General features: G+C 39.5%; 12 protein-coding genes. 2 read left to right on the top strand and 10 right to left on the bottom strand.

What is annotated here, in order from left to right; genetic code table 11:
* The 5 genes from tuf to ACK1JC_RS12660 all read right to left on the bottom strand — a co-directional run.
* On the bottom strand, positions 1–896 hold an 896-nt coding region (gene tuf / locus ACK1JC_RS12640), incomplete at its 3' end, for an elongation factor Tu (RefSeq protein WP_409512230.1).
* A 93-nt stretch (positions 897–989) separates the two neighbouring features.
* Entirely contained in the window at positions 990–3,125 is a 2,136-nt protein-coding gene (gene fusA, locus ACK1JC_RS12645; RefSeq protein ID WP_409512281.1) for an elongation factor G, read from the bottom strand.
* A 186-nt stretch (positions 3,126–3,311) separates the two neighbouring features.
* Complete coding sequence (gene rpsG / locus ACK1JC_RS12650; RefSeq protein WP_409512231.1) at positions 3,312–3,782, bottom strand: 30S ribosomal protein S7; 471 nt, start codon at positions 3,780–3,782, stop codon at positions 3,312–3,314.
* A gap of 179 nt (positions 3,783–3,961) precedes the next feature.
* Positions 3,962–4,336, bottom strand: coding sequence for a 30S ribosomal protein S12 (rpsL, locus tag ACK1JC_RS12655; RefSeq protein ID WP_002050319.1), 375 nt, complete (start codon positions 4,334–4,336; stop codon positions 3,962–3,964).
* A 147-nt stretch (positions 4,337–4,483) separates the two neighbouring features.
* Positions 4,484–5,971, bottom strand: coding sequence for an EcsC family protein (locus tag ACK1JC_RS12660; protein ID WP_409512232.1), 1,488 nt, complete (start codon positions 5,969–5,971; stop codon positions 4,484–4,486).
* Between the two features lie 286 nt (positions 5,972–6,257).
* Between ACK1JC_RS12660 and ACK1JC_RS12665 the strand changes: the two genes are divergently transcribed.
* Both ACK1JC_RS12665 and hemJ read left to right on the top strand, forming a co-directional pair.
* Positions 6,258–7,487: a beta-ketoacyl synthase N-terminal-like domain-containing protein gene (locus ACK1JC_RS12665; protein ID WP_409512233.1), complete on the top strand. Its 1,230-nt coding sequence runs from the start codon at positions 6,258–6,260 to the stop codon at positions 7,485–7,487.
* A 79-nt stretch (positions 7,488–7,566) separates the two neighbouring features.
* Positions 7,567–8,019, top strand: coding sequence for a protoporphyrinogen oxidase HemJ (gene hemJ / locus ACK1JC_RS12670; RefSeq protein WP_409512234.1), 453 nt, complete (start codon positions 7,567–7,569; stop codon positions 8,017–8,019).
* A 67-nt stretch (positions 8,020–8,086) separates the two neighbouring features.
* Here hemJ and ACK1JC_RS12675 read toward each other — a convergent pair whose 3' ends face one another.
* The 5 genes from ACK1JC_RS12675 to alr all read right to left on the bottom strand — a co-directional run bounded on the left by ACK1JC_RS12675 (position 8,087) and on the right by alr (position 12,993).
* Positions 8,087–8,545: an HAD domain-containing protein gene (locus ACK1JC_RS12675; RefSeq protein ID WP_409512235.1), complete on the bottom strand. Its 459-nt coding sequence runs from the start codon at positions 8,543–8,545 to the stop codon at positions 8,087–8,089.
* 66 nt (positions 8,546–8,611) lie between these two features.
* A complete protein-coding gene (locus ACK1JC_RS12680) occupies positions 8,612–9,718 on the bottom strand; it encodes an acyltransferase family protein (RefSeq protein WP_409512236.1) in 1,107 nt (368 codons plus the stop codon).
* Between the two features lie 146 nt (positions 9,719–9,864).
* The gene (locus ACK1JC_RS12685) at positions 9,865–11,289 is read right to left on the bottom strand and encodes an amino acid permease (RefSeq protein WP_409512237.1); all 1,425 of its coding nucleotides are present in this window, start codon (positions 11,287–11,289) and stop codon (positions 9,865–9,867) included.
* 140 nt (positions 11,290–11,429) lie between these two features.
* A complete protein-coding gene (locus ACK1JC_RS12690) occupies positions 11,430–11,798 on the bottom strand; it encodes a RidA family protein (RefSeq protein WP_409512238.1) in 369 nt (122 codons plus the stop codon).
* An 88-nt stretch (positions 11,799–11,886) separates the two neighbouring features.
* Entirely contained in the window at positions 11,887–12,993 is a 1,107-nt protein-coding gene (gene alr / locus ACK1JC_RS12695) for an alanine racemase (protein ID WP_409512239.1), read from the bottom strand.
* Positions 12,994–13,006: the final 13 nt, after the last annotated feature.

Consider the following 13,006-nt stretch of genomic DNA (forward strand, 5'->3'; position numbering starts at 1 on the left):
CCTGGTTTAGCAAGTACTTGACCACGTTGAACGTCTTCACGTTTAGTACCACGAAGAAGAACACCACAGTTCTCGCCAGCACGACCTTCGTCAAGAAGTTTACGGAACATTTCTACGCCAGTTACAGTTGTTTTAACTGTATCTTTAATACCAATGATTTCTACTTCTTCACCAACTTTAACGATACCAGACTCAACACGGCCAGTTACTACTGTACCACGACCTGAGATAGAGAATACATCTTCGATTGGCATAAGGAATGCTTTATCGATTGCACGTTCTGGTTCTGGGATATAAGTGTCAAGCGCTTCAACAAGAGCAAGAACAGCTGGAACACCGTAAGGGCCTTCATCGCCATTCAATGCAAGAAGAGCTGAACCACGGATTACAGGAGTGTCATCACCAGGGAAGTTATAAGTAGAAAGAAGTTCACGAACTTCCATTTCTACTAATTCGATTAACTCTTCGTCATCTACGATGTCACACTTGTTAAGGAAAACAAGAATGAAAGGTACACCAACCTGACGAGAAAGAAGGATGTGTTCACGAGTCTGTGGCATAGGACCATCAGTCGCTGAACATACAAGAATCGCGCCATCCATTTGAGCAGCACCAGTAATCATGTTTTTAACATAATCGGCGTGACCTGGACAGTCTACGTGCGCGTAGTGACGAATTACAGAATCGTATTCTACGTGAGAAGTATTAATTGTAATACCACGTGCTTTTTCTTCTGGTGCTGAGTCAATTGCAGCGTAATCTTTCGCTTCGCCACCGAACTGTTTAGCACAAACAGTTGCAATTGCAGCTGTTAAAGTTGTTTTACCATGGTCGACGTGACCAATTGTACCCACGTTTACGTGTGGCTTATTACGTTCAAACTTAGCCTTAGCCATGAGAGCTTCCTTTTTTAACTACTCATACAGGGTCACTGCATGAGTACTTGAGTTTTAACTATGTATTAGTTTGGACTTATAGTAATCGAAAGATTACTCGTCGTCACCTTTTTTACCGCCTGACTGGAATTTAGAAATGATGCCTTCAGCCACGTTACGTGGAGTTTCAGCATATTTAGAGAATTCCATAGAATATGTCGCACGACCTTGAGACATAGAACGCATAGAAGTTGCGTAACCGAACATCTCAGCCAATGGAACTTCAGCTTTAATCGCTTTAGTACCACCAGGAAGATCTTCCATACCTTGAACCATACCACGACGACGGTTTAAGTCACCCATGATATCGCCCATGTAGTCTTCTGGAGTTTCTACTTCAACTTTCATGATTGGTTCAAGAAGGATAGGATCCGCTTTCATGAAACCATCACGGAAGGCATAAGAACCCGCCATTTTGAACGATAATTCGTCCGAATCGACATCATGGTAAGAACCATCAAACAATGTCGCTTTGATACCCACAACAGGGTAACCAGCAAGTACACCATTCTTCATACGTTCTTGAATACCTTTGTCAACCGCACCAAAGAATTCTTTAGGTACTACGCCGCCAACAACTTCTTCAACGAATTGATAGTCTTTTTCAGCATCAGCTTCCATCGGCTCAAGACGTACGTATACGTGACCGAATTTACCTTTACCACCAGTCTGACGAACAAATTTACCTTCTTGTTCAACAGTCTTTTTAATCGTTTCACGGTAAGAAACCATTGGTTTACCAATGTTTGCTTCAACACCGAATTCACGCTTCATACGGTCAACAATGATGTCAAGGTGAAGTTCACCCATACCAGCAATAATTGTTTGACCTGACTCTTCGTCAGTACGTACACGGAATGATGGATCTTCTTTAGCCAAACGACCTAAAGCAATTGACATTTTTTCTTGGTCAGCTTTAGTTTTTGGTTCCACAGCCAATGCAATAACTGGCTCTGGGAATTCCATACGTTCAAGTGTAATAACGTGTTTTTCATCACAAAGCGTATCACCAGTAGTAACGTCTTTAAGACCTACACATGCAGCGATATCACCAGCGCGGATTTCTTCAACGTCTTGACGATCGTTTGCGTGCATTTGCACGATACGGCCAATACGTTCACGCTTAGATTTAACAGGGTTGAAAACCGAGTCACCTTGCTTAAGAACACCAGAATAAACACGTACGAAAGTCAAGTTACCTACGAATTTGTCATTCATGATTTTGAACGCAAGTGCAGAGAACGGTTGCTCATCAGATGCTTCACGAGTCGCTTTAGTTTCAGCTTTATCGTCAAGTACACCTTCAATCGCTTTAACTTCTGTAGGTGATGGTAAGAATTCAATTACAGCATCCAACATACGTTGAACACCTTTGTTTTTGAACGCTGTACCACAAAGCATTGGTTGAATTAAACCAGCAAGAGTTTGGGTACGAATACCAGCAACGATTTCTTCTTTAGACAACTCACCTTCTTCAAGGTATTTGTCCATCAGTTCTTCAGATGCTTCAGCTGCTGCTTCAACCATGTTTGTACGCCATTCTTCAGCACTTGCTTGAAGATCAGCTGGAATTTCACCGTATTCGAATTCCATACCTTGAGATTTTTCATCCCAAATGATCGCTTTCATTTCGATTAAGTCGATCACGCCTTGGAAGTTATCTTCAGCGCCAACAGGAATTACGATTGGTACAGGAGAAGCACCCAAACGAGTACGCATTTGTTCAACAACACGGAAGAAGTTTGCACCTGTACGGTCCATCTTGTTCACGAATGCTAAACGCGGTACTTGGTATTTGTTTGCTTGACGCCATACAGTTTCAGACTGAGGTTGAACACCACCTACAGCACAGTAAACCATACATGCACCATCAAGAACACGCATAGAACGTTCAACTTCGATTGTGAAGTCTACGTGTCCCGGTGTATCAATTACGTTGATACGGTGTTCAGGAAATTGCTTAGACATACCTGACCAGAATGTAGTCGTAGCAGCTGAAGTGATTGTAATACCACGTTCTTGCTCTTGCTCCATCCAGTCCATTGTTGCTGCACCATCATGTACTTCACCGATTTTGTGAGATACACCTGTGTAGAACAAGATACGTTCAGTTGTTGTAGTTTTACCGGCATCAATGTGCGCAGAAATACCAATGTTACGATAACGAGAAATTGGGGTTTGACGTGCCATGATTTCTTGCATTCCTAAATTTTGTTGTTTAAAACAGTACGCATCAATAGAGTATTGATGCGTACGGATACTCAGACGTAATGGGCAACTTAAATACCCGCCCATCCCCCGCTTTGGAAGAGTGCGATGTTAAATCGAGCTGCAATACGCATGAGTATTCTCCTGATTAAGGACTGTTTTAACCGCTTAGAAGCGGTAGTGAGAGAAGGCTTTGTTAGCTTCAGCCATACGGTGCACATCTTCACGTTTTTTGATCGCTGAGCCTTTACCTTCAGCTGCATCAAGCAACTCACCAGCAAGACGTAACGCCATAGTTTTTTCAGAACGCTTAGCAGCAGCATCTACTAACCAACGCATAGCCAAGGCAGTACGACGGGATGGGCGTACTTCCATAGGTACTTGGTATGTAGCACCACCAACACGGCGTGCTTTTACTTCGACCATAGGACGAACTTTTTCAAGAGTAGTCTCGAAAAATTCAACTGGGTCAACTTTAGATTTTTCTTGAACGCGGTCTAAAGCACCGTAAACGATACTTTCAGCAATAGATTTTTTACCATCTTGCATTACGTGGTTCATGAATTTAGCGATTGTTTGGCTACTGAACTTCGGATCCGGAAGGATTTCACGAGCAGCAACTACGCGACGTCTTGGCATTTTAAACTACCTAATAAATATGACACTTCAGGTTTATCCAGCATTAGTGCAAAGTGTCATGCACCTTTCGCTGGCCTTACTACACGTCGCTTGAATTTCACAAAATTAAATGCAGAAATCAGACAAGCGAGACGATAAAGGATTGCGGTTCTACATCTTAAAAATAATTCTTAAAAGAATTATTTCTTAGGACGTTTAGTACCGTATTTAGAACGTGACTGGTTACGATCTTTCACGCCAGCACAGTCTAAAGAACCACGAACGGTATGGTAACGTACACCTGGTAAATCTTTAACACGACCACCACGGATAAGAACAACACTGTGCTCTTGTAGGTTATGGCCTTCACCACCGATATAGCTAGAAACTTCAAAACCTGAAGTTAAGCGAACACGGCAAACTTTACGCATTGCTGAGTTAGGTTTTTTAGGTGTAGTTGTGTAAACACGTGTACAAACACCACGACGTTGTGGACAAGCCTTCAACGCAGGAACTTTTGATTTTTCAACCAAAGTTGTGCGACCCTTACGGATCAACTGATTTGTTGTTGCCATTTGGCAAATCTCCCGTTAAATAAAAACCCAAAAAAATACTACTTTTTAAGGGCACGCAATTGTATTCCATGAAGTGAAAATGGTCAATATTCGGCAATACGCCAAATACCAACCATTTACATATTTCATGACTTTTTTCAGTCATTTTTAATCGTTCGGCTGAGAAGTATCTTCTTTTGAGCTGAGTGGCTCTTCATTTTTAACTGCTGTTTTACGTATTGTACGCTTCTTCTCAGTTGGCTTTTTTGTATTTTCGCCTTCAATCTGTACTTGTTCTGTTGCCAGAGGTTTAGACTTCATGTCAGCTGAATCAAGAGATGGCTCAGTATTGTTTTGCGCTATTGTATCTATTGTTGAGTTTTCTAAAGGTACTTTCACATCAGGCTCAACAATGAGCTCCTCATCTTGCTGTACTTTTTCAGTCACTTTTTTTAGCGTTGCTTCATTCTCATTCAATACATCAACTAATGGGACAGCTTCCCCCTTAGTTTTTGGTGCAACTTGAACATCTGAAATCGGCTGTATAGCATCATTTTCAGGGGCGGCATCCACTGCATCGTCTGCTAATGTATTGGATGCATCAAGTAACAAAACAGGTGCTTGAGCTAAAAACCTCTCATACGCCGTCAATGCATCTAAATCATTTTCAGGATGTTGCAATATATATTGGCGGGCGCCATGAAAAACAACTTTGGCATGGTCTGTTGCATCATCAACCAATTTCCAACTATATATAGCACTGATGCCAATGCTCGCTAATGGTGTCAGGCGAGAAATAAAACCCATTTGAGGGATATTATTCATCCATGCCCATTTAAAGCTACCATCATCGTTGGTAAGCATTTTTTTCAGCATTTCAGTGTCATTACTCGAACCAAGTAATTGTTGCAGCTGACTCATATTATGTGTTTGAGCGACTTGGCTCAGTGTTCTCAAAGTAGCAAGTAAAGCCTGTTTTTCTGCAACTGTGCCTAAATCGAGTTGTTTAAAAATATATTCAACAATGTTTTGATCTTCAACTTTCAACTCAAAACCGTAAGCACGACCTGTGTGATAAATACTACGGAGCGCAAGTGCAAGTGATGTCGGTACATCTAATGCTGCACCAATAACACCTGTTGAGCCTGTTACTGCACCTTGTAATGCAGCAATGATTTTATTTTGATTTGCCAATGCCTGACTAATCCGTGCTGCACGTTCAGGGTCTTTCGCCAATTCCTCTAAACTTTTTGCCCCAACTTCTTTGAGTAAACCTTCCACTGAGGTGAGCTGTGAAACAGCATCATTGAGTTTATCAAAAACATAATCGGAAAGTTTGTCGTTTAAATCGGGTGAAATAAATGAAACTACCTGATTCATTTTTTTGTAGTGTCTTCCAAGCAGTTGGCTTGAAACTTTCGGTAAATGTTCACGCATCATTTGTTGCGGATTGTCATATTGTTTTTTTTCAAACACACCCTTTGTTCGGGCTGAACCTTGTATCACTTGTGATGCCTCAGGTGCCTGTGTCAGCTTAGAAACAGTTCCAGGTGCGACATGATTCATAACACTTAAGCCTGTCGCACTGAGCTTTTTAGCCACTCCAAATACATTAGAGACTAAACTGCGTGATTGTTTGTGATCAGAATTTGTCATTTATCCCCCATTATCCTTGTTCTCTATAATTGTCCTTGATACTAGGTGTAGTCTTGATTTAACACAACTTTAAACTGTAATTTTTAGTGTCATATAGGTGAACAAATTCGCCATTGTTGCTTTTCAAGCAGAGGCACGGATTTGCCATAAGAATTCAAAATTCTTTCTGTTATGATGAGCATAATTTCAAATTAGTATCTGCCGATCAATAGTCAAGCAATATATTTTCTATATAACCGATCTATGTCAGTCAGATACTGCACCATCACCATAAAGGGAACTGTAGATGAAACGTGTTGTGATCACGGGTATGGGTATCAACTCATGTATCGGTAATACATTAGAAGCTGTTCAAAATTCTTTAGAAAACGGTATTTCAGGAACACGTCATAATTCAACTTACGAAGAACTTAATTTTAAAAGTCATGTAAGCGCAGCCGCTGAACAAAATTTTGATGGCATTGACCGTAAACTCAAACGCTTTATGGGCGTATGTGCCATGTATGCTTACAACTCTGCCTTGGCAGCCGTTGAACATGCTGGCTTAACTGCTGAGCAAATTGGTGGCAATCCTCGTTACGGTATTGCAGGTGGTTCAGGTGGTGGTTCAACAGCATCTGTTATTGAGATGAATGAGTTACTCAATACCAAAGGCGCACGTAAAGTTGGTCCATTCTTCGTCCCACGTAATATGTCCAATACTATTACAGCAAATGTCGGTGTCGCATTCAAATTACAAGGTGTCGCACATTCAATTACCAGTGCTTGTGCAACGTCTGCCGATGCCATTGGTTATGCATACAATCTGATTCAACTCGGCAAGCAAGATTTAATGCTTGCTGGTGGTGGTGAAGAAGATCATTGGTCACAAAGCTTATTGTTTGATGCAATGGGTGCGTTATGTTCTAAATATAACGAAACACCTGAAACAGCTTCACGTCCTTACTCTGCTGACCGTGATGGTTTCGTGATTGCTGGCGGTGGTGGTTTTGTTGTTCTTGAATCACTTGAGCATGCACAAGCACGTGGTGCAAATATTTTAGCTGAAGTGGTAGGCTATGCTGCTAACTCAGATGGTGCTGACATGGTTGCACCATCAGGTGAAGGCGCAACACGTTGTATCCTTATGGCTTTAGAAGAAGCAAAACAGCATGGTGTTGATCAAATTGACTATGTAAATACGCATGGTACATCAACGCCTGCAGGTGACATCACTGAGCTTAAAGCAATGGAACGTGCATTTGGTGAAGGTCAAGTGCCTGCATTTAGCTCAACTAAGTCTATGACGGGTCACAGCCTAGGTGCTGCAGGTGTTCAAGAAGCGATTTATTCTATTTTAATGATGCAAAATGACTTCATTGCGCCAAACATCAACGTAACTGAACTTGATGAAGGTGCAAAAGGTTATGACATCGTACTTGAAAAACGTGACGCAAAATTGAATACTGTAATGAGTAACAGTTTCGGTTTTGGCGGTGTAAACGCATGCCTTATTTTCAAAAAATGGGCAGGCTAAGTTCAGAAATTTTGATCATTCATCAACATTGATGGTGAATGATCAACTTTCCACACACTGCCCTTTTAAGGGTAAATAGATGGATGCTCCTTCAGATGCTTTCCTTTGGGTAAAAGCACTTCATATTATTGCAGTTGTTTGTTGGTTTGCTGCCCTATTCTATCTTCCTCGTCTTTATGTCTACCATGCTATGAGTGATGATGCTATTAGTCATCAACGCTTTGAAGTCATGGAACGTAAGCTGTATCGTGGCATTATGATGCCTGCAATGATCGCAACACTCATTACAGCGCACTTCCTTGTCGATTGGGGTGATCCAACACGGCATTATCATGAAGCAACTTGGTTTTATCTCAAAGTAGGTCTAGTTGGGCTATTGGTGATTTATCATTTTGTATGTGGTTACTACCGTCAAAAGTTGATTGGCAATGCACACTACAAGTCACATAAATTTTGGCGCTTTTTCAATGAAATGCCAACACTGATTTTATTTGCAGTAGTGATTTTGGTGGTGGTTAAACCGACGTTTTGATCTATAAATAAAAAACCTCCATTTAGGAGGTTTTTTATTTATTAATGTACAAAATAAAACTTTAGTTTCAATTGTTTATTCTTTCCAATATTTGGTCTCTTATTGATTCGGTGATTCCAAGCATAGGGTCTATTTGTATCCAACGATTTTTTAAGTTATCGGTTAGTTCGTTTAAAATTTTATCATCGTCAAGAATTAAAAATTCAGCAGTTCTATTATTTAAAAACCATTCTTCAATTTCAACATTTCTCTTCTTAATGTCGGTTGCTTTTTTTGCGTTATTTATTTTAGATATCTTACTAACATTTATCCCCCTCAATTCAAATATTTTATTCCATTCCGTTAAGTTGTAATTAATTCTGTGAGTAGTTGTCAAAATGATTTCAGGATTAATTTTGTTAATAACTTCAATAAAGTTTTTACGAGAGTTCTCATTAAATTTATAGAATTTGTCTTCTAAGAATTCTGGTTGTTTCCAAGAGGGAGACGTCTCCAAAACTCCATCAATATCAAGGAGTAAAATCATTAGGAAAATTGACACTTTGTTGATTTACAATTACTACTAACTATAACATGACTCAATTCATTACTTTCAATACCTAATAAATTTCTTCCTAATCACTCGATTTAACGGTGTTGAATAATACTTTTCGATCGCCCAACTCAAGATAAACACCGCAATAAAATAAATTGGTAAAAGTATCAATTTTTCAATAGGCAACGTTTCTTTTGGAAAGTAAAAAACTTTCATCAAACCCAAAACAATCAGATGAAATAAATACATTTCATAACTGCGCTGACCAATCCACACCATGATTTTTGTAATGAATGATTGTCCATGCACTTGTGGATTTTGCGCAAAACAAAAAATTAAAATTGCAGAAAATAATGCAAACGCACTGATTCCCCATGTGCTGACTTCTTTGATAGGTGCATATAGATACAGTCCAATCATTAACACTGAAACGACTGGAACGATGACTTTTATAGCTGATGAATTAATTTTAAAATTCTGCACAATTAAAGCCGTTAAACAACCAATTGCGATCCCGTCAAAACTTGAAAAATAATGATATAAATACACCCCACTATCTTCGCCAAAATGTAAAGATCGGAAATATGGTGCATAACAAATAATGGCAAATAAGAATAGAATAAAGCCTTTGCTTCGTCCAAGTAATACACACAATACTGGAAAGGCAAGATAAAAAACCTCTTCAACCGATAACGACCACAATACGCCAAGTGCGTAATTCACCCAGCCATTTTCAATGATCAGAATATTCATCCAAAAGGTAAAGGCCGCAAAAATCGTTAAGCTATAAGATACTTCAATATCATTTGGTGCTTGATTAATAAAGGGTTTTAAACCCATAGCACCTAGTATAGTGACCATTACCACCAGTAAAACTAAACAAGGTATAATGCGAGCAATACGGCGAATATAGAAGTCTTTGAGCTTGATATCGGCAAGTGAACGACTTCGTTGTAAAGTATGTTGGGTAATGAGAAAGCCTGAAATGACAAAAAATATCGTTACGCCATAGTTGCCATTGCGGGCAATCAAGGTACTTAGGCTTTCTCCAAAAAAGTGCACACCTAAAAAAGTGTCATGCAATTTGTACGGAATATTAAAGTGGTGAATAAGTACCAAAAGAATTGAAATACCACGTAAAACATCGATCTTATAATTTCGCATATTAGTATTCTGTTTTTCCAGCCTGATATTGAAAGCTATTTTTATTTTAATTTCAAAACTATATTTTGAACAATTTGTAAAAAAACAGGAGATATGAAAACATATCTCCTGCAAAATAACTCACTATTGCCTAGGCTTAATAGTTTTTATTTCTTCCGGTTAGCCATTCGTGGTTTATATACGAAATAATAGGTTGTTGTTAAAATAATGATCCATAAAGGACTAATGAGTAATGCTCTAAATGTGTCTGCTTCTAGGCTCAATACAACGAGCATTGAAGCAAGAAAGATCAGGACAGTATAAGACATCCAAATACCACCTGGCATTTTGAAATTAGAGCTTTCATGTAATTGAGGACGTAACTTACGATAGCGTAAATAACACACCATAATAAGTCCCCAAATACTAATAAATAAAATCACACAAAGCGAGCTTGCCAAGGTAAATGCTTCCACAGTATTCGGTACGAAGTACTGTAAGGCAGCACCTGCCATGATAAATCCACAAGAGAAAATTAAACCTTTTGCAGGAACGGCACGACTCGATAATTCTGCCAACTTTTCAGGTGCTTGACCTTCTTTTGCCAAACCAAACAACATACGACTTGTTGAAAACACGCCACTGTTCATTGAAGACATCACTGAAGAAAGTACAACTAAATTCATAATCAGCGCTGCACCACCAATACCTGCATGCATAAACAGCGTCACAAAGGGACTTTGATCGGCAGGAATTTCTGTCCAAGGCGTTACTGACATCACAATAAATAATGCCAAAACATAGAATAAAATAATTCGTGTTGGAATCGCATTAACTGCTTTAGGTAAGTTCTTTTCAGGATCTTTAGTTTCTGCAGCCATCGTTCCAATCAGTTCAACGCCGACAAAAGCAAACAGTGCAATTTGGAAACCTGCTAAAAAGCCCATTCCTCCTTTTGGAAACATGCCACCATTTGTCCAAACATTGCTAAAGCTTGCAACGGAACCACTTGGTGCGACAAAATGAGTCATCACCATATAGCCACCAATTAAAATCAAACCAACGATGGCTAAAATTTTAATCAGAGCAAACCAAAACTCGATCTCACCAAATAATTTGACCGTGAGTAAATTAATTCCGAGAACAAGCAATACACATCCTGCACTTATTAGCGCTTGCCCCATTGGGGTAAATGCCATTCCTTCGGGTAGCCAAAAATTAAGATAATTGATAATTGCAGCAAGATCGGCGATACCTACAAGGATCCAACCAAGCCAATATGACCACCCAATATAATAACCAGCACCTGGCCCAATAAGGTCATGTGCCATATCAATAAAGGATTTGTAATGTAAATTTGAAAGTAAAATCTCCCCCAATGCACGCATGAGGAAAAAGAACATTGCACCAATAATCATATAAATGATTAAGATTGATGGCCCTGCTAGAGAAATGGTTTTTCCAGATCCCATAAATAGACCTGTACCAATCGCACCGCCAATCGCAATTAACTGTAAATGACGATTGGATAGTTTTCGCTGAAGCTCATGTGGCGACGATTGTTCGTCCTCTTGATGACTTATATTTGTCATTAAAATATCCTTTTTGACAACTTTGGGAGATTCAACCCGCTTGTGGCGTAAGAACATCCTCGTTCTATGGTTCAATCAAACAAAACGAACCTTCTGCTTTACACAAGGTTCGTTGGTTTTACACGTTAACCTTTTACTGTTTAGCGCTGTGCAGCAGTCACTGCAATTTCGATCAGCCAATCTGGATTAACTAAATCAGCTTGAATGGTGGCACGTGCAGGTGGCACGCTGTCTTTGATCCAATCAATCCATACCGTATTGAATGTTTGAAAATCAGAAAGATTCTTAATATAAATATGCGCAGACAATAAACGTGATTTATCCGTATTCGCTTCCGCAAGTAACTGATCGATCGTTGCTAGAATATCTTGAGTCTGTCCCGTAATATCAGCATCAGTATTTTTAGGCACTTGACCCGATAAATACACCACTTTATTAAAGACAGTTGCCGCACTCATTACATGCGTTGGGTTAATATTTTGAATATCTGAATGTGTTTGATTTGACATCAATATTTCCTTTAAATCGTTGTTTATAGAAGATACTATTTCCAAAGTATCTATATCTTTTGAATGACAATTGATATTTAAATCACTGTTATTCCAAAATTTTAAATGGAACACGAGTTGTTATACCGCACATCAACTCATATCCAACCGTACCCGAGCTTTCAGCAACATCATCTATAGACAGAACTGCTCCTGTTGAGGATTTTCCCCAAAGTACAACTTCAGCTCCAATCTGTACATCTTCAATATCTGTAAGATCAACCGCCAACATATCCATGCTGACACGACCAATCGTTTGTGTACGGATCGAATTTACGAGCACAGGTGCATTGTGTGAAATACGTTGATAACCATCGGCATAACCACAGGCAACAATTCCAACTTTCATTGTGCGTGTTGCAGTAAATTTTGAACCATAACCAACGGTATCGTTGGTTTGTATTTCTTGAATAGCGATAATTTCACTACGCAAACTCATCGTCGGTTTTAGATTCCAATCTTGAATGCTATGCGTCGGAAAATCGGGAGAGCTACCATACAGCATAATGCCGCTACGAACATAGTCTGAATGTAACTTTTTAGAATGACGGAGAATAGCTGCGCTGTTTGAAATTGAACACTCACCATCCAAACCTTGAATGGTTTGTTCAAATACTGTGTGTTGATATTGAATACCCTCTTGACCTAGACGGTCACCATCAGCATCTGAAAAATGCATCATGTGGGTAATCGATTTTACGGCCTCAGATTGCTTTAATCTTTGCCAAATATTTCGATACATCTCAGGCTGGAAACCTAAACGGTTCATCCCTGTATTCATTTTGAGAAAAACGTCAAATTGAGTTTCATTTTTCGCTTGAAATTGCTCAAGCCATTCTACTTGTTGTTCATTGTGAATACTAAAACTCAATCGATATTGTTCACAATCCACCAGATCTTCGGCTGAAAAAAAGCCTTCTAAAAGTAAAATTGGACCTGTCCAACCTAAATCTCGAACACGAATGGCTTCAGCGATATCCAGCAGCGCAAATCCATCCGCCGTTTTAAAGGCATCATAAACACGTTCGATGCCATGCCCATAAGCATTGGCTTTCACCACAGCAAAGACTTTACTCCGTGGCGTCGCTTGTCGTGCAATATTTAAATTGTGCTGTAATGCATCTAAATGGATAACCGCCTGAATAGGTCTTGGCATTGTTTCGTCCTTG

It is taken from the genome of Acinetobacter sp. TY2, from assembly GCF_046269225.1.
GTDB lineage: Bacteria > Pseudomonadota > Gammaproteobacteria > Pseudomonadales > Moraxellaceae > Acinetobacter.

Bases quoted from the DNA above. Each gene is read 5' to 3' on its own strand.
- fusA (WP_409512281.1), bottom strand. From the start codon at position 3,125: ATGGCACGTCAAACCCCAATTTCTCGTTATCGTAACATTGGTATTTCT.
- rpsG (WP_409512231.1), bottom strand. From the start codon at position 3,782: ATGCCAAGACGTCGCGTAGTTGCTGCTCGTGAAATCCTTCCGGATCCG.
- rpsL (WP_002050319.1), bottom strand. From the start codon at position 4,336: ATGGCAACAACAAATCAGTTGATCCGTAAGGGTCGCACAACTTTGGTT.
- ACK1JC_RS12660 (WP_409512232.1), bottom strand. From the start codon at position 5,971: ATGACAAATTCTGATCACAAACAATCACGCAGTTTAGTCTCTAATGTA.
- ACK1JC_RS12665 (WP_409512233.1), top strand. From the start codon at position 6,258: ATGAAACGTGTTGTGATCACGGGTATGGGTATCAACTCATGTATCGGT.
- hemJ (WP_409512234.1), top strand. From the start codon at position 7,567: ATGGATGCTCCTTCAGATGCTTTCCTTTGGGTAAAAGCACTTCATATT.
- ACK1JC_RS12675 (WP_409512235.1), bottom strand. From the start codon at position 8,545: ATGATTTTACTCCTTGATATTGATGGAGTTTTGGAGACGTCTCCCTCT.
- ACK1JC_RS12680 (WP_409512236.1), bottom strand. From the start codon at position 9,718: ATGCGAAATTATAAGATCGATGTTTTACGTGGTATTTCAATTCTTTTG.
- ACK1JC_RS12685 (WP_409512237.1), bottom strand. From the start codon at position 11,289: ATGACAAATATAAGTCATCAAGAGGACGAACAATCGTCGCCACATGAG.
- ACK1JC_RS12690 (WP_409512238.1), bottom strand. From the start codon at position 11,798: ATGTCAAATCAAACACATTCAGATATTCAAAATATTAACCCAACGCAT.
- alr (WP_409512239.1), bottom strand. From the start codon at position 12,993: ATGCCAAGACCTATTCAGGCGGTTATCCATTTAGATGCATTACAGCAC.